Source organism: Duncaniella dubosii (assembly GCF_004803915.1).
GTDB classification, from domain to species: Bacteria; Bacteroidota; Bacteroidia; order Bacteroidales; family Muribaculaceae; genus Duncaniella; species Duncaniella dubosii.
Map to the genome: position 1 here is coordinate 2,656,278 of NZ_CP039396.1, position 19,662 is coordinate 2,675,939.

Annotated in this window: 19 protein-coding genes; 13 read left to right on the forward strand and 6 right to left on the reverse strand. The window is 47.2% G+C overall.

The window, feature by feature from the left end:
- Positions 1-75 precede the first annotated feature (75 nt).
- Positions 76-1,506: a Na+/H+ antiporter NhaA gene (gene nhaA / locus E7747_RS11855; protein WP_136416139.1), complete on the forward strand. Its 1,431-nt coding sequence runs from the start codon at positions 76-78 to the stop codon at positions 1,504-1,506.
- A 78-nt stretch (positions 1,507-1,584) separates the two neighbouring features.
- On the opposite strand, the gene E7747_RS11860 is transcribed toward nhaA, so the two are convergent.
- Entirely contained in the window at positions 1,585-1,950 is a 366-nt protein-coding gene (locus E7747_RS11860) for a winged helix-turn-helix transcriptional regulator (RefSeq protein ID WP_136416141.1), read from the reverse strand.
- Positions 1,951-2,103: 153 nt separating this feature from the next.
- Between E7747_RS11860 and E7747_RS11865 the strand changes: the two genes are divergently transcribed.
- The 5 genes from E7747_RS11865 (at position 2,104) to E7747_RS11885 (ending at position 6,099) form a co-directional block, all read left to right on the forward strand.
- A complete protein-coding gene (locus E7747_RS11865; RefSeq protein ID WP_136416143.1) occupies positions 2,104-2,487 on the forward strand; it encodes a nuclear transport factor 2 family protein in 384 nt (127 codons plus the stop codon).
- Positions 2,488-2,692: 205 nt separating this feature from the next.
- Positions 2,693-3,160 carry a 4Fe-4S dicluster domain-containing protein gene (locus E7747_RS11870; protein WP_123615286.1) on the forward strand — a complete coding sequence of 156 codons (468 nt, stop codon included), beginning with the start codon at positions 2,693-2,695 and terminating at the stop codon, positions 3,158-3,160.
- A 5-nt stretch (positions 3,161-3,165) separates the two neighbouring features.
- Complete coding sequence (locus E7747_RS11875; protein WP_136416145.1) at positions 3,166-4,695, forward strand: 4Fe-4S binding protein; 1,530 nt, start codon at positions 3,166-3,168, stop codon at positions 4,693-4,695.
- Positions 4,696-4,756: 61 nt separating this feature from the next.
- Entirely contained in the window at positions 4,757-5,551 is a 795-nt protein-coding gene (locus tag E7747_RS11880) for a thymidylate synthase (protein ID WP_123615288.1), read from the forward strand.
- Positions 5,548-6,099 carry a dihydrofolate reductase gene (locus E7747_RS11885; protein WP_136416147.1) on the forward strand — a complete coding sequence of 184 codons (552 nt, stop codon included), beginning with the start codon at positions 5,548-5,550 and terminating at the stop codon, positions 6,097-6,099. Before E7747_RS11880 ends, E7747_RS11885 begins: the two co-directional genes overlap by 4 nt.
- Before the next feature lie 91 nt (positions 6,100-6,190).
- Here E7747_RS11885 and E7747_RS11890 read toward each other — a convergent pair whose 3' ends face one another.
- Positions 6,191-6,805, reverse strand: coding sequence for a DUF4136 domain-containing protein (locus tag E7747_RS11890; RefSeq protein WP_136416149.1), 615 nt, complete (start codon positions 6,803-6,805; stop codon positions 6,191-6,193).
- Positions 6,806-7,042: 237 nt separating this feature from the next.
- Between E7747_RS11890 and E7747_RS11895 the strand changes: the two genes are divergently transcribed.
- From E7747_RS11895 to E7747_RS11920, 6 genes are all read left to right on the forward strand, one after another.
- Positions 7,043-7,285 carry a hypothetical protein gene (locus E7747_RS11895; protein ID WP_136416151.1) on the forward strand — a complete coding sequence of 81 codons (243 nt, stop codon included), beginning with the start codon at positions 7,043-7,045 and terminating at the stop codon, positions 7,283-7,285.
- Positions 7,278-8,366: an agmatine deiminase family protein gene (locus E7747_RS11900; RefSeq protein ID WP_136416153.1), complete on the forward strand. Its 1,089-nt coding sequence runs from the start codon at positions 7,278-7,280 to the stop codon at positions 8,364-8,366. The genes E7747_RS11895 and E7747_RS11900 overlap by 8 nt, the downstream gene beginning before the upstream one ends.
- 2 nt (positions 8,367-8,368) lie before the next feature.
- Complete coding sequence (locus E7747_RS11905) at positions 8,369-9,244, forward strand: carbon-nitrogen hydrolase (RefSeq protein ID WP_136416155.1); 876 nt, start codon at positions 8,369-8,371, stop codon at positions 9,242-9,244.
- A 21-nt stretch (positions 9,245-9,265) separates the two neighbouring features.
- Complete coding sequence (locus tag E7747_RS11910; protein ID WP_136416157.1) at positions 9,266-9,817, forward strand: hypothetical protein; 552 nt, start codon at positions 9,266-9,268, stop codon at positions 9,815-9,817.
- A 114-nt stretch (positions 9,818-9,931) separates the two neighbouring features.
- Positions 9,932-10,690 carry a shikimate dehydrogenase family protein gene (locus E7747_RS11915; RefSeq protein ID WP_136416159.1) on the forward strand — a complete coding sequence of 253 codons (759 nt, stop codon included), beginning with the start codon at positions 9,932-9,934 and terminating at the stop codon, positions 10,688-10,690.
- A gap of 120 nt (positions 10,691-10,810) precedes the next feature.
- Complete coding sequence (locus tag E7747_RS11920) at positions 10,811-12,805, forward strand: ComEC/Rec2 family competence protein (RefSeq protein ID WP_136416160.1); 1,995 nt, start codon at positions 10,811-10,813, stop codon at positions 12,803-12,805.
- A gap of 21 nt (positions 12,806-12,826) precedes the next feature.
- Here the strand turns inward: E7747_RS11920 and E7747_RS11925 are convergent, their stop codons facing one another.
- The 4 genes from E7747_RS11925 to E7747_RS11940 all read right to left on the reverse strand — a co-directional run bounded on the left by E7747_RS11925 (position 12,827) and on the right by E7747_RS11940 (position 17,826).
- Positions 12,827-13,228 (reverse strand): 2-amino-4-hydroxy-6-hydroxymethyldihydropteridine diphosphokinase, encoded by a 402-nt coding sequence (locus tag E7747_RS11925; protein WP_136416162.1) that lies wholly within the window; start codon positions 13,226-13,228, stop codon positions 12,827-12,829.
- A gap of 14 nt (positions 13,229-13,242) precedes the next feature.
- The gene (locus E7747_RS11930; protein ID WP_123615298.1) at positions 13,243-15,381 is read right to left on the reverse strand and encodes a Tex family protein; all 2,139 of its coding nucleotides are present in this window, start codon (positions 15,379-15,381) and stop codon (positions 13,243-13,245) included.
- Positions 15,382-15,393: 12 nt separating this feature from the next.
- Positions 15,394-16,434, reverse strand: a complete 1,041-nt coding sequence (locus tag E7747_RS11935; protein ID WP_228449148.1) for a metallophosphoesterase — start codon at positions 16,432-16,434, stop codon at positions 15,394-15,396.
- 222 nt (positions 16,435-16,656) lie between these two features.
- Positions 16,657-17,826 carry a lysophospholipid acyltransferase family protein gene (locus tag E7747_RS11940; RefSeq protein ID WP_123615300.1) on the reverse strand — a complete coding sequence of 390 codons (1,170 nt, stop codon included), beginning with the start codon at positions 17,824-17,826 and terminating at the stop codon, positions 16,657-16,659.
- A 367-nt stretch (positions 17,827-18,193) separates the two neighbouring features.
- Between E7747_RS11940 and E7747_RS11945 the strand changes: the two genes are divergently transcribed.
- On the forward strand, positions 18,194-19,618 hold the full coding sequence (locus E7747_RS11945) for an ammonium transporter (RefSeq protein ID WP_136416166.1): 1,425 nt from the start codon (positions 18,194-18,196) through the stop codon (positions 19,616-19,618).
- Positions 19,619-19,662 lie beyond the last annotated feature (44 nt).

Sequence of the window (19,662 nt, forward strand, 5' to 3'; positions counted from 1 at the left end):
GGCGGATTGTTAAGAACATAAAACGTTCTTGACAATCCGTCGTTAATTTACAGCCTATAAAATCAAGTTAGTATTATGTCAGCTCACGGTTCATCTTACGGCAAGCCGGACTTGAATCCCGTCGATTTCGAGTCAGGCGGGTTTGCCCATCATATTTTCTATTCGGCGCGTCAGGCGCTCCGTCATCACGCCACCGGCGGCAATGTGTTGATTCTGGCCACTGTGCTTGCGCTTATAGTGGCTAATATTCATGGTATCAACGGTCTTTATTCGTCTTTCTGGAATCAGGAGATGCGTCTGCAAGTTGGTGATTTCAACATTTTTTCTCACGGAGGACATCCGATGACTGTCCTACAGTTTATCAACGACGCGCTTATGGCGCTGTTTTTCTTTACGATAGGTCTTGAAATCAAGCGAGAGGTGCTTGTTGGCGAACTTTCGTCGTTCCGGCAGGCTCTTTTGCCTATAATGGGGGCGATCGGAGGTATGGTTTTTCCTGTAGGATCCTTTCTTATTCTTTCGGCAGGCACGGACTATATTGACGGTGCGGCAATTCCAATGGCAACCGACATCGCGTTCTCGCTTGGAGTGCTGGCCATACTTGGCTCGCGTGTCCCGCTTTCACTCAAGATATTCCTGACCACACTCGCAGTGGTCGATGATATCGGCGGTATTATTGTTATTGCCGCTTTTTACTCGACACATATAGACCTCGCATTCATCGGATATGCTGCAGTCGGACTTGCCGTCCTCATAGTAGGAGGGGGATTGCTTAAGATTCAGAGCAAGATTTTCTATGTGCTTGTCGGAGGTGTAGTATGGTTTTTCGTCCTCAATTCAGGTATTCATCCGACAATTTCTGGTGTCCTCGTGGCATTCTGCGTGCCTTCTGTCCCTGTCTATGCTCCGGGCAAATATGTCAAGATAATACGACGCTCCATCCGCAATTTCGATGAGGCCGACGATGAGGACTTTGGAAACGGAAAATTGTTAAACCATGAAGAGATGGACTGGCTTAAGGAAATAGAAAGTGCTTCAGACAAGGTCATTTCTCCTCTTCAGGATCTTGAAGATTCGCTGCATCCTGTAGTCAACTATCTTATCATACCGTTGTTTGCGTTTGCCAATGCCGGCATCTATCTGCTCGACATGAATCCTATGACGCTCGTGTCCGGGATAAGTCTCGCTATCATCATCGGCCTTGTGGTCGGTAAATTTGTAGGCATTCTGCTTTTTTCATGGTTGACGGTCAGATTTAGGCTTGCACCTATGCCTGAAGGTTCAGACTGGAAGATGATTGCGGGAGTCGCTATGCTCGGAGGCATAGGTTTTACAGTTTCGCTGTTCATTGCCAATCTGTCCTTTGGAGAAGGAGATGCGTCTGGGCTTGCATTGCTCAATGATGCAAAGCTCGGAATTGTTGTCGGCTCACTTCTGGCAGGTGGAATAGGGTATTTTATACTCGCTCGGTTTCTTCCGGCAGCCAATGGTAGGAATGACGTTTAAAATTAAGAATATTCCTTTGCAAAATATCTTGCCGATAAATCAACGACCCGTCAAAAATATTTTTGACGGGTCGTTGATTTATCGGCTATTCTGACCGCTGTATTTATCTTTGAAAAGCTGATGGTGTTCTTGTCCCCATTTAAGCATCATGTCGATTATTGGCAGTAAGGATTCTCCAAGCTCTGTTATTTTGTATTCGGAGCGAGGCGGGAGTTCAGGATAAATGGTTTTAGAGATGAGGCCGTCTCCGACCATTTCCTTAAGTTGTATGTCAAGGACTCGGGGCGCAGCTTCCGGGAGACGTTTGTGTATTTCGTTTGGACGCATGGGCTCTCCTGAACGCAATTCATCAAGAATACATGATTTCCACTTTGATTCAATCAGGCTTATTGTGAGCCTGAGTGGACAATCAAGGTCGACGGGTATCTTCTTCTCGTATGCCATATCATTCTAATTTTGGATGCAAAGATAAACAATATGGCTGATAATCAGAATACCGAAAAATTTTTCCATATACGAAAAATTTTTCGGTACTTGATTTCATCGACATACAGTTATAATTTTGCAGTTGAAAAATAACTTATAATTCACTACGATATGAGAGATAAAATAAAAGAGTATGCCGCAGTCGAAGCTGCTGCGCTGAAATTCGTCAGAAGTGTGGCCGAAGGAAACAGTTTTCATGCAAAGGAACTATTCACAGAAGATGCCGTATTGTTCGGAATGCTCGACGGAGTGATGGAACGCGGGTCAATTGAGCGTTTTTATCATAATGTCGATACGGTTGGTGCAGGCGAAGGCTTCAAAGCCCGCGTAGATGTGCTTGCTGTGGAAGAGACTGTAGCAGTAGTGCGTGTGCTCGAAGAAGGGTGGGGCGGACGCATTGATTTTACTGATTTCCTCCTTCTTCTGAAACTTGACGGTGAATGGAAATGTGTTGCAAAAGCCTATAATCAGAATTCCGACACCATAAAATTATAAATGATGTGTTGGGGTCAGTCACGTGAATAAATACGTAGGAAGATGATTCTCATTTCTAAAGAGCGCTCCGCTCCGGGGCGCTCTTTTCAGTGTATTTGATAAGATTTTTTAATAGCGGTGACTTGAAAAGTGAACTGCATTTTTAACAGGTCTGATTCGGTCTGTGTTATGTTATTTCGTGGAAAATGTCTAATTTTGCAACTGTATGCAGAACATGACACGCAGACAATGGCTATTTCGTGTCGGCGGTGCGGTAGTCGTGCCGTCGTTGCTTTCATCTTGCCGTCCCGGCATTTCGAGTAATGTCGATGAGGTTGGTGAGCGCCTTTCTCAAGCCTATGTCCCGCTTAAACCGAACGATTGTGTGGCTTGCGACAATTGCATGCCATGCCCTTATGGTATAGATATACCTTCAAATCTCATTTTCTCAGACCGGGCTATTCAGGATGGTTACATGCCGGGCGCTCTTGACGGTGAGGATTTCGCTGTTAAGGGCAAGCGATTCCTTGAGTTATATGAAGATCGCATTCTGAATAAGGCTCAGACGCAACGCTGCATAGGATGTGGGGAATGTCTGGGCACATGTCCTGTCGGGATAGATATTCCTGATCAGATGTCTAAAATAACCGCGCTTACCGATGTTTTGCGCGATTTACGTTGTCAGCAATTGTGATTGGTATGGCTTCTGTTTTAAGAGTATCACGAATTGTGGTTTCAGTCGTGATTTTTGCGCTGATTACAGCATTGTTTGTCGATTTCGGCATGGAGCTGCCTGCTTTTGCTGCTTGGCTTGCAAAAGTGCAGTTCTTGCCGGCAGCCATGTCATTCGCAATCACCACCTTTGTTGTCTGGCTGATTGTCACGCTGATTTTTGGCCGGATTTATTGCTCGTCGTTTTGTCCGCTTGGTTTTTTTCAGGATATATGTGCGAGGTTGCCGAGGCTCGGACGGCGTAAATCGGGATGGTTTTATCATTATAGTGCTCCGATGACACGACTGCGGCGTATAGCACTTTTTATAGTTGTGCTTTCAATCATACTTGGTATTTCGGCTGTGTCCTCCCTGCTTGATCCCTACAGTATCTATGGGCGTTTTTCGCTCTATGTTCTGAAGCCTGCATGGGCATTTGTCCTAAACCTGTGGATTACTGTCGATTCCGCTCCCCAGATAAGGATTGCCTTAGCTTCGGTTGCGGGATTTGTGGTGGCAGTGTCGTCAATGGCTATAATCGGCGCGATTGCATTTAAAAACGGGCGTACATTCTGTAACACCGTTTGTCCTGTAGGTACGACTCTCAGCTTTATATCGCACTACTCGATATTCCGTATTGACATCAATACTGACAAATGTATACAGTGTCGCAAGTGCGAGCATCTGTGTAAGGCTTCGTGCATTGATCTTACGAGTCATGTCGTTGACATGTCGCGTTGCGTGGTCTGTTTCGACTGCCTTTCGGATTGTCCGAACGATGCAATATCCTATACTTATAACCGTCATCAGCTCTCGATTCCATTGATGCAGCGAGTCAAGGACTCAGTGGCCGGCTCTGCGGCCGGAATTACAGACAGCCATGTAGGAGTTTCGGATACGAAGCGCCATCCGATTGATCGCCGTCGTTTCCTGTCGCTTGGACTGCTTGCTGCTGCGACCCCCGCTGTGGTTAAGGCTTCGGGTGTGGCAGCAAAAATTGACGGTATACAGATTTCCCGTCAGCATCGGAATCTTCTTCCTGTCACGCCTCCGGGGCTAAGGTCTCGCCGGGAGTTTCTTGACAGGTGTACTTCATGCGGACTGTGCATTTCCCGTTGCCCGCAGAAAGTGCTGAAAGTGGCCGTGTCGGAATATGGCCTTCTCAGAGCGCTTCATCCTGTGATGGACTACGACGAATCATGGTGTGAATATAACTGTACTCTTTGCTCGAATTTGTGTCCGACAGGAGCGTTGCATCCGCTTACCGTAGCAGAGAAGCACCGTTCGCGTACAGGACTTGCATACGCTGACAGTTCGTTGTGCATATCTCATACAAAGGGCGTTAAATGCGGAGCTTGTTCGCGCCGTTGCCCATCGGGTGCGATTGTGATGATAAGCTGTGATTCAGGTCAAGGCCCTTATCCTGTGGTTGATGCTAACAAGTGTATCGGATGCGGAGCGTGTCAGTATGTATGCCCCTCGCAGCCAAAGGCTATAAAGGTCGGAGGGCTTGCTTGAATGGAATGCTTTTTGAATAAATATCCTTACATTAAAAATACTATCAAATCATCTTTCGGATATGAAACAATATCTTGAACTGCTCGACAAGATCATGAAAGAGGGCGTTGACCGTGGCGACCGTACCGGCACGGGTACGCGCAGTATATTCGGCCACCAGATGCGTTTTGACCTTAGCGAAGGGTTCCCCTTGCTGACCACTAAGAAACTGCATCTGAAATCAATCATCTATGAGCTTCTTTGGTTTCTGAAAGGTGACACGAATGTCAGATATCTTCAGGACAACGGTGTCAGAATATGGAACGAATGGGCCGGTCCTGACGGCGAACTCGGACCTGTCTATGGTTCGCAATGGCGTTCGTGGCCTGATTACAACGGTGGACATATCGACCAGATTTCAGAAGTGATCAGGACTATCAAGGAAAATCCGGAATCGCGTCGAATCATTGTAAGTGCATGGAATGTCGCAGCTCTTCCCGACATGGCGCTCCCTCCGTGTCATCTGTTGTTCCAGTTCTATGTGGCCGATGGACGTCTGTCATTGATGCTTTATCAGCGTAGCGCCGACTGTTTCCTCGGAGTGCCCTTCAACATTGCCTCCTACGCTCTGCTTCTGATGATGGTTGCGCAGGTGACCGGCTTAAAGCCCGGAGAGTTTATACATACGCTCGGAGATACTCATATCTACCACAATCATTTCGAACAGGTGGCTACGCAGCTTGCCCGTACTCCCGGAAAACTTCCCGTCATGTACATAAATCCTGAGATAAAAGACATTTTTGATTTCAAATACGAGGATTTCGAGCTTCGTGACTATGAAGCCCAGCCACATATAAAAGCAACCGTTGCAGTATGACCGACGCAAATTCATTATCAGACCGAGTCACTCGCCCCGAGCATGTTTCATCGCTGAAGCCGACAATCATTGTGGCATGTACGAGAAATTTTGCCATAGGACGAGGCGGAGATCTGTTGTTTCATATCAGTGACGATTTGAAACGTTTCAAGGCATTGACAATGGGGCATCCCATAATCATGGGGCGAAAGACATTCGAGTCATTCCCTAAGGGCGCGCTCCCCGGAAGACGCAATATTGTCGTGACACGCAATCCGGCCTACACTGCCTCCGGCGTGGAGACAGCGGCCTCGCTTGAAGATGCTATCGCTTTGTGTGACCCCTCGGAGGAATGCTTTATAATCGGAGGCGGAGAAATCTACCGTCAGGCTATTCCGCTGGCCGGTAAAATCGAGCTTACATTAATAGATGCCACTCCGGCAGATGCCGATACTTATTTCCCGGAACTTTCCGCGCAGGACTGGACGCTTCCGTCGTCGCCTGTTTTTAACGAAACAGATCCACGGAGTGGAATCCGTTATACATTCCTCACATTGCAGCGCCGTTGATGAGAACAGTGCTAAAAGAATATCAAACCGGCCATAGATGCGTAGTCAAGCAGTCTATGGTCGGTTTTGACTTCTATGTATTAACGGTGGATTATTTTTTATATTGAGGCAGTAGCGGTACAGGGAATTTTGAGAACAGGGTCTGCACAGCTTCTGCTATTCCTTGGAGATTTCTGAACTGTGAATCACCGTTGTCAAGGATAGTGCCCACTGACGCTGAGAACAATGGAGTCTTTGTGTCGATATTGACCATATCCATTGTCAGTACGCCTTCACGATAGATTCCGGTGATGACCTGTGCATTGGAATAGTATCCGGGCCAGTAATATCCTCTCGGATACATGAACCACGGTGCGTATCCTCCATAGAAAGGCCCCCATGCGTATGGATAAGCTCCCGGCAGAATAGCCGGCTCTGTCGCTATTTCGTGTCGGACGGTCAGTCCGATGTTGATGAGCAAAGGTGATGAAGGATCTTCCGTATATCCACGCTCTGCCATCTGCTCGCGTATGGCTGCGGCAATATTATAATATGTCACCATTGTCATCCCCGGCGGAATCTTGCCTTCGTTCGGAGTCACGATTCTGAATGTCTGGTAGTCCCTCAGATTAGCATCGTTGTAAGTGGTGCTTGTCACAAGATTAAACGGGCTACATCCTGTAAGGACTGCTGCGACAAGCAGTAATAATCCTAATAACTTTTTCATAAACAATGCGTTATTTTAAATAATTGATACTAATAGAACATTTTAGGTGTTGAAATGGTTGAATATTTTGGTTTTTAAACATTTTAAATTTGTTTAATTCGTCACGATGATATATTTTTGAACCATAAAACTAATGATTTGTTAATTTGTTTATACGAGTCTTAACAAAGCGAAAAAATAAGACTTGTCTGATTCCTACATGCAGATACTAACATTCTCATACCCTAAACCTAATTTATGATGGACGAAATTACCGACCTTTTCGACAGGCTTCTCCAGCATTGCGGGAGTGCCGATATTGCTGAGGCGGAATTTAAAAAACTTATTCATGAAGACCCTGACCTGAGGGCGGCTTATCGCGAATGGTGTGATGAAGTCGGCAGTTCGGAGAAAAAGGGATTTCTTGATTATTGCGAGGAATACTTTGAATCTCAGGATCAGATCTGGGATAATCTAAAAGATGACTACGAAGATGAATGACAACACTCCGGTTTCCTCTCTCCGACGTTTTCCGGCCGAATGGGAACGCCATGACTGTGTGCTTCTCGCATGGCCGCACGAGGATACTGACTGGAACTATATCCTTGACGATGCACGCCGATGTATCGGTGAGATAGTCCGTGTCATATCGCAGGAGGAATGTGTGATTCTTGTCGGTCCGGCCGACCTCTGTCTGCCCTCTATCCGGGAGCAAGGTTTTGACTCCAGACGTGTCAGATTTGTCGATATGGAAACCAACGATACGTGGGCGCGCGATTTTGGAGCGCTGACTGTCGAGGTTGACGGCTCTCTGTGTCTGCTTGATTTTAAATTCAACGGCTGGGGATTGAAATTTGCAGCCGACCGCGACAATCTGATAACTTCTAAACTTGACGGGCTTGGAATGTTTGCCTGTGATGTCGAGAATCGTCTTAATTTTGTGCTCGAAGGCGGCTCTGTCGAGTCGGACGGCGACGGGACTTTGCTGACCACTGCCGAATGCCTTTTGTCTCCCAACCGAAACGGCGAATGGGGACGAGAGGAAATTTCCGACTATCTTTCACGCGCATTCGGTTTTACCCATCAGCTCTTCCTGCATCACGGGGCGTTGCTTGGCGACGATACCGACAGTCATATTGACACCCTTGCTCGTCTTGCACCATCCGACACCATTCTTTATTGCGGTGCGGGTGAGCCTGACAATCCAAATCATGATGAGCTGGTGAAAATGCAGGAGGAACTGACAACTTTGCGTACTCCTGGCGGGATGCCATATAATCTCATAGAGCTTCCTTTGCCTGACACGATCGAGATGGACGGCGAGATACTCCCTGCTACATATGCTAATTTTCTTATAACGCCGACACGCATTCTTTTGCCTGTTTATGGACAGGCTCAGAAAGACTTCCTTGCGTCGCAGGTAGTGAAAGTGGCTTTTCCCGACCATGAGGTTGTTCCGATTGACTGCGTTCCACTTATCAGGCAGCATGGCTCGCTCCATTGTGTGACGATGCAGTTTCCTGCGGGTACGGTGGCCGGAATTGAAAATAATGAATGGACAGACACAACTACTCTTGATTGAAAATGAAAATAGGATTAATACAGCAGCATAACACTCCGGATATCGACGATAACCGTCGTCGTCTTGGAGAAAAGGTACTTGAACTTGCGCGTCGTGGCGCAGAGCTTGTGGTACTTCAGGAGCTTCACGATTCGCTCTATTTCTGTCAGGTCGAGAATGTCGATAATTTCGACCTTGCGGTGCCGCTCGACTCTCTGACCGTAGATTTTTATTCAGAAATCGCACGTCAGGGCGGTGTGGTGCTTGTGACATCTTTGTTTGAGCGCCGGGCGGCCGGACTTTACCACAACACATCCCTTGTCTTTGACACTGACGGATCGATTGCGGGAAAGTATCGTAAAATGCACATTCCCGATGACCCTGCATATTATGAGAAATTCTATTTTACACCCGGCGACCTTGGATTTAAACCGATTGACACTTCGCTTGGACGGCTTGGTGTCCTCGTGTGCTGGGATCAATGGTATCCTGAAGCCGCACGTCTTATGGCGATGAACGGAGCGCAGATGCTCATTTATCCGACGGCCATAGGTTGGGAGAGCAGTGATACTCCCGACGAGAAGACCCGTCAGCGTGAGGCGTGGATCACTGTTCAGCGCGGACATGCCGTTGCCAACGGCCTCCCTGTCGTGACTGTCAACCGTGTCGGTCATGAGCCGGATCCCTCAGGCGCTACCAACGGAATCACATTCTGGGGTTCAAGTTTCGTCGCCGGACCTCAGGGCGAGATGATTTATCTTGCACCTGACGACGAGGAGGCCGTGACCATAGTGGATGTCGACATGAAGCGCTCTGAACAGGTGCGTCGCTGGTGGCCTTTCCTCCGTGACCGTCGTATAGATAACTATGGCGACTTGACGCGCCGTTTCATTGACTGACCTCAACAGTTTCACCATCGATTGAAAAAGACAAATCCTTTTGTCACCACATCCGGTGACTATCTATCTGTGCTTCTCTCGCTATGGCTTCCGCGCTATGGCTGGCTTGTCATCACGCCGATATTGGTCTGCGGTGTATTAGGGGCTGTTTTCGACGGGCGTCTTATGCTGGTCGCTCTTATGCTTCTGTTCATTGTAGTGCCGATGCTGATGTCGTTTCTTTATACCTATTATATGCTTACTCCCGAAGCACGGCGTGCTGTCATCAGAAAGACTGTGGAGATTGACGAGGGACGTTCCATAGGGTTGACCTATCTGCCTGATGAGAAACGGGAGGATAATCGTTCGAAGCGCATGCTTCTGCCCATCGCAAAGGATGATGAGGCTGAGCCACAGATGCCTGCGCTTCCCATACCTGACCCGGAAAAGATTGACTGGTCAGAGGTGATTGGCGTAAAATATACTTCACGTTTTACGGTCTATCTTCTGCGGGGAGCGCGTCTGACATTTCTGCTGATTCCTCATTCAGCGTTTCAATCTGTTGAAAAAAAAACGATTGCCAGCGAAGAATAGAGAGGCTGAACATCCGCCCGAATTATTTATATTCGCATAAATAGAACTGCAATCTCACCACGTCGGTTATTATAATTGATATCATAAATCTCCAACCCTAAATAAAAAATTGACATGACATCACCTCGCAGCAAAGTTTACGGTCTGATTGGGTTTCCGCTCACCCATTCATTCTCGATGAGCTATTTTAACAATATGTTCGAATCTGAGAATATTGATGCTGAATACGTTAATTTTGAAATCCCTGATATCGGAGATCTCATGGAGGTCGTTTCCGAAAATCATAATCTTGCAGGACTGAATGTGACCATTCCTTACAAGGAACAGGTGATTCCCTACATGGATGAAATGGATTCTGAGGCCGCGCTTATCGGAGCGGTCAATGTCATCAAGATTATTCGCGGCAAGAATGGCGATATACGGTTGAAAGGTTACAACAGCGATGCAATGGGATTTCAGAATTCGATAGCTCCGTTGATTAATAATAAACGAAACCGTGCTCTTATTCTCGGCACCGGCGGCGCTTCAAAGGCGGTCTATCGTGCATTGGTCAATCTTGGTGTCGAACCGGTATTCGTGTCACGCAATCCTGAGGCCGGCGAACTTGCATACTCCGATTTGACTCCGGAGGTGATGGAGAGCCATAAGGTAATTGTCAATTGCACTCCTTTAGGGATGTATCCCAATGTCGATCGCTGTCCTGATATCCCGTATGATTTATTGACATCCGAACATCTCTGTTATGATTTGATCTATAATCCTGATGTGACCACCTTTATGAAGAAATCACGTGCAAACGGAGCTGAGGTGAAGAATGGTCTTGAAATGCTCTTGCTACAGGCGTTTGAATCGTGGAATATCTGGAATCTATGATCGTTTCAACTTAAAAGTCATTATCGGGAACTATGAGGGGTGGATGCCAGACAACAGTGTCTGCTTCCATAGATTCCCGAAGTTTGTATGTCAGTCAGCTGATAAATACCTCTCTTCATAATGCGCCTTTCACTGATGCCGCTTCTTCCGTTTACCATAGTTTTTATACTTGGTATTCTGTTGGAAGGGTGGGGTGTGGGCGCTTGGTTTATGGTCGTGCCATTGATTGGCGCGATTATATTGTGGCTGTTCAGACAGCCATATGGAGTGCTGATGTGTTGTGGGCTGATGTCGGGATTCGCTGTTGGTTTTGTTAGTCGTCCCGCATCATTCCCGATGGCCCTTTCAGGCATTTCGAAATATTATTCGGCCGTTGCTTTAGAAGTGAAATCATATGAGCCGACACAGATTATAATAGCCAGAATAGATAGCTGTGAAGGAGTCGCTGTCATGCCGTTCATGGCAAAACTGACGGTGCCGTCTTCGCTTCCTGCTGTCGATGAATGTGAGCGTCTGCGGTTTTCGTCATCACTTCAGCCTTCGGTTGCCGGACTGGATTTGCCTGACGAGATTGACTATGATGAGCCGTTGAGGCGTATGGGAGTCGTAGGGCAGGGCTTTGTACGCCCCGACAGTCTTGAGGTCGTTGGCGGTGAACCGGGGCTGATTAATGACATACGTCGTTTTCGTTCTGACCTGATACTTGCCATTGTCAGATTGCCTGTTTCTGACCCGGTCAGGGAATTTCTATGTGCCACTATTGCAGGTGACCGTTCGATGTTGACGGCCGACCTGCGCGAGCTCTTTTCGTCGACAGGCCTTTCACACATCCTTGCGCTAAGCGGGCTGCATACAGGCATTCTGGCATGGATAATATCCGTGGCTCTTTTACCGCTCTATATTGCCGGTCTGCGATGGCTTCGCATCATGATTCTTCTGATTGCTCTTTGGGGATTTGCAGTGATGACAGGCTTGCCTCCGTCGGTTGTACGTTCGGTTGTAATGGCGACTGTTTTTCTTCTGGCCTATTCATTTCAGCGTACACGCACACCGTTTAATTCGCTTTGTGTGGCTGCTCTGGTCATACTTGTATTTTCTCCTCGCTCTATTTATACGGTCAGCTTTCAGATGTCATTTCTGGCAGTGGCCTCGATACTTGTTTTTGCCGAGAAATTCAACCCGTTTCCGCGTCGCAGTCGTTTTTTGCACGGTATTGCCGCTTATCCGGCGGTTACGTTGGCCGCAATGGTCGGTACGGCTGTTGTAAGTGCGGCATATTTCAATATTGTTCCGCTTATGTTTCTTCCGGCTAACATTATAGGAGCATTGTTGCTACCGCCGGTGATTATATGTGGAATAGTAATGTTGGTAGCCGGAGTTTTCGGCCTGACGCTTATGCCGGTCGCATGGCTGACAGATAAGATGTTCGGAGTGATTACCGATACAGCCGAATTCCTGTCCGGGCTGTCCGGGGCGGTGGTCAGAGATGTATATGTCGGGCCATCTGTCATCATTGTGTGGTTTTTTGCGCTGATACCTTTGGGATTGTGGCTTTATCGCAGACGCATGGTCTATGCAGTAGCTACCGCGTTGTGTTTTTGTTTCTTGGCAGTAACATTTGTCTATGCCGGACCGCAGGACGATAGCGGTGTTGAGGCTTATATACCACGTTCGCTACACCACACCTCACTTATAGTGCGAGATGGTAGGACGATGAAGGTTTTTACGACTCTCCCGCCTCACAGACATTCAGAAATCCATGATGACTATTCACGCCGATATCGAAAATATATGCTGAAGCGCAATGTCGATTCGCTTCTTATAAGGACAGTTTCTTCATCGGTCGCTGAAGTGGTTGATGTTGCCGGAAAACGTTTTATGCTGCTGTGTGGCAACAATTCATTTACTCTTGGTGAGTCGGTAAGCCGGATCCACTATCTTGTCGTTTGTGCGGGGTTCAGAGGTGATATTGTCAAGGCTGTAGCTTCCATGTCTCCAGACTCCGTATTGCTTTCTTCTGACCTTAACAACCGTCGTCATAACCGATATATGGATGAATTGGCAAGAGCCGGTATCCCTGTAAGATCAATAAAAAACTCTCCGTTCGGATTATGAACGGAGAGCAGGGTGTATGTGTCACATTGTTTCGTATGCGCCTTTAGCAAGGAGTTCACGGTATCCGAGATTGAAATAGTGCCGCTCGAAATCTTTTGGACGTTTGATATGTTCATCCCAGATGACAAGGTCAAGGTCGATCGGTATGATTCCTTCGAGAGTGTCAACCTGTGTGCGTCCGCATTCGGCCTCCCAATCCTTAAGAAATTTTACGACCGTATCGTAGTCATGTGTGGTCGAGCCATGAATCACAGCGTTGAGATACGGTTTGTCTTTCCCATTGCAAGCTTCCGATTCATATACGGAAGAAATCGAACATTTTTGCAGATATGCACAGATATGTTCGATGGCCTTGGTAATCTGATATTCGCGGTCAGGGGTATTGCTGCCAAGCCCGATTGTGCAGGAGATTGATTTGTCCATTGTATGTCTCTCTGTTATTGTGCGACTCCTTTTATCGTGAGGGCGATGCGCCCTCGGGCAGTGTCGATGTCAATGACTTTCACGCGGATATTCTGTCCGATGCTTACCACGTCGGCCGGTGAGGATATGAAACGGTCGCTTAACTGTGATATGTGTATAAGGCCGTTTTCTTTCATACCGAGGTCAACAAACACACCGAAAGCTGTAATGTTGTTGACTTTTCCGGTAAGTTCCTGGCCGATGTGCAGGTCGTCGATCTTTCTTACCGAGTCATCAAATGGAATTTCTTCGGCTGTCTCGCGCGGATCGCGTCCGGGCTTTTCAAGCTCAAGTATTATATCCGTAAGAGTGGGCAATCCGACCTCTTTAGTGATATATTTGTCAAGTTCGATGCTATGAAGCAGGTTTCTGTCTTTTGACAGACGGGCAATGTCGGCTTTTGCGTCTGCTGCGATTTGCTCGACGAGTGCATAGCGCTCGGGATGGACGGCCGTGTTGTCAAGCGGATTTTTTCCGCCGGGAATACGCAGGAAGCCTGCGCACTGCTGGAATGCTTTTTCTCCCATGCGCGGTACATCGAGAAGTTGCTGACGGGTGGTGAAATCGCCGTTCTCCGCACGATATTTGACAATGTTGGCGGCGAGCGCCGGACCGATACCTGACACATAAGAGAGCAATTGTTTAGAAGCCGTGTTGATGTTGACTCCGACAGTGTTCACACAGCTCTCAACCACATAATCGAGTGCCTCTTTTAGCTTTGTCTGGTTTACATCGTGCTGGTATTGGCCGACACCGATTGACTTCGGATCAATTTTTACAAGTTCGGCCAGCGGGTCAAGAAGCCGGCGTCCGATTGAGACTGCTCCGCGCACCGTCACATCCTCGTTGGGAAATTCTTCGCGCGCGACTTCAGATGCGGAGTATATTGATGCGCCATTTTCATTCACCATAAAAATCTGGACTTTACGCGGGAGCATGACGTCACGAATGAAACGTTCGGTCTCGCGTCCCGCTGTCCCGTTTCCGATGGCTATTGCATCGATCCGGTATCTGTCGACATAGAAGCATAGAGCGTCAGCCGAACCGACAAAATCGTTTGCAGGAGGAGTGGGATAGATCACATCATGCTGGAGGAGATTTCCCTGTTCGTCGAGAACTGCTAACTTGCAGCCTGTGCGGAATCCGGGGTCTATGGCAAGCACTCTTTTGCGTCCGAGCGGGGCTGACATCAGAAGCTGACGCACGTTGTCGGCAAACATCTGTATAGCGCCTTCGTCGCTTTTTTCCTTTGTCGCTGATGCAATCTCATTTTCGATTGACGGACGCATGAGCCGCTTATAACCGTCTTTCACGGCGTTTTTTACAAGCGTGGCTGTTTCAGGTGTCGCTGTCGACTTGACAAACATGCGGCTGAGGCGGTCGACCATCTCGTCGTCTTCTATCGTTATTCCGACTTTCAGGATTCCTTCTTCTTCGCCTCGGCGTATGGCAAGATAGCGGTGTGAGTTGCACATGCGAAGCGGTTCGGAAAAATCGAAGTAGTTCTGATAGTTTTTGCCTTCCTCTTCCTTTCCGGCGACAACCTTTGACCGGATTGTGGCCGAACGCTGGAAACGAGAACGCACAAGGTTGCGTGCTTTTTCGCTTTCGCTTACCCATTCGGATATGATGTCTGAAGCTCCGGCGATTGCTGAGTCAATGCTACCGGCTTCTTTAGCAAATTTCTTGGCTTGCTTTTCGATATCGGACGATGTCTGCGACATGATGATCTTGGCGAGTGGTTCAAGACCAAGAGCGCGTGCGGCCTGTGCGCGTGTATTGCGTTTTGGCTTATAAGGAAGATAGATGTCTTCAAGCACAACCGGATCGAGCGTTTCCGTTATCCTTTCCTGAAGTTCAGGTGTCAGCATGTCGCGCTCGCGTATTACATCGAGGATATACTCTTTACGCTTGTCGAGTTCTGTCAGTTCCTGATGGCGCATCTGGATTGTATGGACTGTCACTTCGTCCATCCCGCCGGTTGCTTCTTTGCGGTAGCGGGAGATGAATGGAACTGTCGCCCCTTCGTCAAGCAGACGGAGGCATGCGGCTACATGTTTGCGTAGATACGTGCCGAGTTCGGCGGTGATTACGTTGGCGTGTACGTTTGCCATTTAGAGCGTGTTTTATTTTAGCTTTTTGAGTGTTATGAGTGTGATTTCGGGTGTGGCGCCTACGCGAGCCGGGAAGCCTACTGTGCCACCTCCGATGTTGACATATAACTGATGTTGTTTGTCTGAGTCGTTGTAAAGCCCACCCCAAGTAGGATAGCGGTATTTTGCAGGTGACCATCCGAGCATTTCAATCTGCATTGCATGCGTATGGCCTGACAGAGACAGAGGCACTCTCATGTCCGGACGGTCGGATATAGAGTCTACCCAATGGGCTGGATTGTGAGTGAGAAGTATCTTGCTCACACTGTCCGACAGCTGTGGATAGGCTTTGTTAAGTGAACCATACACTTTGAAAGGAGGGTCACCTATGTTTTCGACACCGATGAGGGCAAGTGAATCGCCATCCTGACGCAGCATGACAGTTTCGTTGAGCAGGAGATGCCAGCCCATGTCGGCCTGAAGCTTTTTCATCAGCTCCATATTATCCTTTTTGGCCTCAGATGAGGGCCATTCAGAATAGTCGCCGTAGTCATGATTGCCAAGAATCGAATACACTCCGTCTTGGGCGTTAAGACGGGAGAATGGTGCGACGAAAGGCGTAAGTTCGGTTGTCTTTGAATTGACAATGTCGCCGGTAAAGACTATGAGATCCGGGTGTAGGGCGTTTATCCGGTCAACGAATGTAGAGACAAACGAGGTGTCGTTGCCAAATGTCCCTACGTGCATGTCAGAAAATTGAACAATACGGTAGCCGTCGAAAGCTTCCGGGAGACCGGGAATCTTGATGTCAACGAAGTTGACATCAATGTTGAAGCGATTGACCAATGCTCCCCACCATAGAGCAACGAAAGTAACCACGCTCAATACAGCACCTGTTATCGACATCCATTTCAGACGGTGGCGTTTAAACAGGCACGGTATCTTAGCAATAAGGTCGATTATGACAAAAAGATATTTGGGTATATAGAATGCGATGTAAGTGTAGAGCATCCACATGACCGACATCAGCATTCCGTTGGTACAATTGCGTTTTGGAAAACAGAAGACAGCCAAAATGAGCGCAAACAAAACAACTGCTGACCATAGCTGTATCCTTGACGGCAAGAGACTCCTGCATCTGTGTTTCAAAGCTCGGTATATATATACGTCGACAAATATATTTAAGAGCAGACAGACAAATAGTGGAATTAAAGGGAGCCTCATAGTTGTCAGGGATATTTTTGCAGCCGGAGATATTAATTATAATCAGACCTTGTTTAATCTGTGTTATTACTATCAACAACTTCCGGAGGCAAGTAGTTTATTGCGTAGTGGATTTGCATACATCATATACATGTATGTACGCATGAAACTGCGCTCCTGCGAGCTTATATCGGGTATATCAACCTTGTCGAGCTGACCTTCGATATACTCTGTCACATTACGGAACTCTTCGTCGGTGTAGCGGTCGCGATACATGTCTGAATCAAAAGCAAGGTCGTAGGCTACATAATTGATTGGATAAATCTTATATCGGTTATGTATTCCACAGTCGATATTATGACAGATCCTGTGAATGGCATCCTGCTTGTCTATTGTCGCGGGGAGGGCTTCAATCATCGGTGTTATGCAATTGGCGAATGATATGTGGACTCGTCCCTTGTATTGCATGAGACCTGTTTCCATCGAGAAAAGGTCGTCGTGCTGCGACTTTTTGAATTCCGGGTCACGGTGACGCAACAGATATTCCCGTGCTTTCAGATAGTCGTTGGGGTCAAATTCATATGAAATGGCTACCGGGAATATGTTGATTGCGGCAAGATTCTGGGTTGTTGTACCGCCGCCTGCCAGTCCGAGCATTTTCAATACGCTTTCCTGAGTATGGTCACTTGAATCTTTCGCTCTTCCTTGTCGCTGGGCAATCCAGATACTTTCATTCTTATTGCATATGGCGTGATGGATGTAGCCTGAAAGTTCACGTGCGGCATCAAGTGCCTGTCGTGTGGGCAGATTGCGTTTTACGATGAAACTGCCGTTGAGCTTTACGAGATGGGTAATCCAATCGTAAATAAGTAGATTGTCACCGATGGCTACTTCCGATGTTTTCATGTCGTGGCGCAGGAATATCAGATTGATAAATGATGCGTCAAGCACGATATCTCGGTGGTTGGTTATAAATGTATAGGATTTGTCGGGGTTGACGTTTTCCACGCCCGAAGCTGTCACGCCGGCAGTAGTTTTACGTTCGAGTTCATTAAGGAAGTTCTGCATGACTCGTGTCTGAAACTCTTGTTTTGTGTTGCAGCTGGTGAGCAGGGCTATGAATTCCTTATAATTTATATCAGGCAGAATCCAGCGGATTGCATGTTCGAATCCGGGTTCTGAAACCATTTTATTAATCGCTTCCTTGAACTGACTGTCGCCATAAGGAGCTATATCACTGAAATCTAAATTATTTGCGTCCATTACGCTTAGCGGGTTTATTTAGATAAACCAAATAGATGAAACAATAGTTGGCTCAAAGGTAGAAGATTTTGAAATATTTTGCAAGAGATTTAAGGTTTTATTGTAGATATGGCTCCGTAATTAAGGAATTTTTAAGACACAAGAGCGCTATAAGGGATATAAACTATGTGTCCGGTTTCTGTTCGCGATTGATTTAACATAGAGATTCAGATGAAATTGTGGAAAAATGCTATTGTTGTATGCTTTTTAAAAGAAAAATGATGAATAATTTGCATATAATTGAACAAAATTCTACATTTGCGGTGTCTTTAAAAGAAATTTTAAGATTGTTTTCAGTTCGTTTTGTTTTAATGATAAATTTTCAGGTATGACTTTTAACGGTAAAAAGATCAGTTTGGGATGGCTGTTGGTGCTTGTTGCGCTGATGGTGTTCAGTGTGCTTGGATTGCATACGGAGGTTTCCGAATCTCTGTTTGATTTGCCCGGCGATCATCTATGGGCAAATGTGGCATGGATGATTACTGCGACAATCTTTGTGTTGATGATGACCCCCGGTCTGTCGTTTTTCTATGGAGGCATGGTAAGGCCGAAGAATGTGATATCAACCATGCTCCAGAGTTTTATCGTAATGGGATTTGTAAGCGTTATCTGGGTCATATTCGGTTTCGGACTTGCTTTTGGCGACGATATTGCTCACGTCATAGGTAATCCGGCTGATTTTTTCATGATGAAGAATGTGGGTGTCAATAATGTGACAGATAAAAGTGACCTTTCCCAGATAGGTATAGTCACCACGACAATTCCTTTGGCGCTTTTCGCTCTTTTTCAGATGAAGTTTGCCATAATCACCCCGTCTCTTATAACCGGCGCTTTTGCCGAGAGGGTACACTTTTCAGGTTATCTTCTGTTCATGGTTCTTTGGACAGTGGTTGTCTATTGTCCGCTCGCCCATTGCACATGGCATCCCGATGGACTTTTCGGTATGATGCACGTCCATGACTATGCCGGTGGTATCGTTGTTCATGCCGCGTCTGGAATTGCAGCTCTTGCAGGGGCTATGTTTCTCGGTCGCCGTCGTACGGTCAAAGGAGAGAACAACAAACCGGCCAATGTCCCTTTTGTGCTGCTCGGCGCAGCATTGCTCTGGCTCGGATGGTTCGGATTTAACGGCGGAAGTTCTCTGGCTGCCGACGGGATAGCTGTTTCTGCCTTCCTGAACACAAACACGGCCGCTGCTACCGCTATGGTGGCTTGGATCGCACTGGATGCGATACGTGGACACAAGCCGTCGGCTATGGGTGCTGCAATAGGTGCGGTAGTCGGACTTGTGGCGATTACGCCATGTGCAGGCTGGGTGTCGGCAGGTGAAAGTATCTTTATCGCTCTCTTCATTACTGTGTGCTGCAACATGGCTGTTGCTTGGAAAGGTTACAGCAATCTGCTCGACGATGCACTCGACGTATTTCCAACTCATGGTCTCGGCGGTATAATAGGAACGGTTCTGACAGGTATTTTCGCCTACGACTTTTTTGCCCGCAACAATCCTGATATGATTTCACGCGGTGAATTTTTCTGGAACCACATACTTGTGCTTGCTATGGTCTTTGTATACACTTTCGTCATGAGCTATGGACTATATTGGCTGACCGACAAGATTATCCCGATGCGCGTGTCGGGTTGGAACGAGCGTGTCGGTCTTGATTCATCGCAGCATGGAGAGGAATATGGCAATGAAACGTCTCTCGAGCTTCCGTCGGAAAGTGACTGGTTCAAAGGTGTCGAAGAAAATTAAATCAGCACCTGAATACAGATACAATATATCATAATATAGTTTGG

Bases quoted from the DNA above. Each gene is read 5' to 3' on its own strand.
- E7747_RS11860 (WP_136416141.1), bottom strand. From the start codon at position 1,950: ATGGCATACGAGAAGAAGATACCCGTCGACCTTGATTGTCCACTCAGG.
- E7747_RS11925 (WP_136416162.1), bottom strand. From the start codon at position 13,228: ATGGACAAATCAATCTCCTGCACAATCGGGCTTGGCAGCAATACCCCT.
- E7747_RS11870 (WP_123615286.1), top strand. From the start codon at position 2,693: ATGCAGAACATGACACGCAGACAATGGCTATTTCGTGTCGGCGGTGCG.
- E7747_RS11930 (WP_123615298.1), bottom strand. From the start codon at position 15,381: ATGGCAAACGTACACGCCAACGTAATCACCGCCGAACTCGGCACGTAT.
- E7747_RS11900 (WP_136416153.1), top strand. From the start codon at position 7,278: ATGAATGACAACACTCCGGTTTCCTCTCTCCGACGTTTTCCGGCCGAA.
- E7747_RS11940 (WP_123615300.1), bottom strand. From the start codon at position 17,826: ATGGACGCAAATAATTTAGATTTCAGTGATATAGCTCCTTATGGCGAC.
- E7747_RS11885 (WP_136416147.1), top strand. From the start codon at position 5,548: ATGACCGACGCAAATTCATTATCAGACCGAGTCACTCGCCCCGAGCAT.
- E7747_RS11890 (WP_136416149.1), bottom strand. From the start codon at position 6,805: ATGAAAAAGTTATTAGGATTATTACTGCTTGTCGCAGCAGTCCTTACA.
- E7747_RS11905 (WP_136416155.1), top strand. From the start codon at position 8,369: ATGAAAATAGGATTAATACAGCAGCATAACACTCCGGATATCGACGAT.
- E7747_RS11945 (WP_136416166.1), top strand. From the start codon at position 18,194: ATGACTTTTAACGGTAAAAAGATCAGTTTGGGATGGCTGTTGGTGCTT.
- E7747_RS11895 (WP_136416151.1), top strand. From the start codon at position 7,043: ATGATGGACGAAATTACCGACCTTTTCGACAGGCTTCTCCAGCATTGC.
- nhaA (WP_136416139.1), top strand. From the start codon at position 76: ATGTCAGCTCACGGTTCATCTTACGGCAAGCCGGACTTGAATCCCGTC.
- E7747_RS11915 (WP_136416159.1), top strand. From the start codon at position 9,932: ATGACATCACCTCGCAGCAAAGTTTACGGTCTGATTGGGTTTCCGCTC.
- E7747_RS11920 (WP_136416160.1), top strand. From the start codon at position 10,811: ATGCGCCTTTCACTGATGCCGCTTCTTCCGTTTACCATAGTTTTTATA.
- E7747_RS11865 (WP_136416143.1), top strand. From the start codon at position 2,104: ATGAGAGATAAAATAAAAGAGTATGCCGCAGTCGAAGCTGCTGCGCTG.
- E7747_RS11875 (WP_136416145.1), top strand. From the start codon at position 3,166: ATGGCTTCTGTTTTAAGAGTATCACGAATTGTGGTTTCAGTCGTGATT.
- E7747_RS11880 (WP_123615288.1), top strand. From the start codon at position 4,757: ATGAAACAATATCTTGAACTGCTCGACAAGATCATGAAAGAGGGCGTT.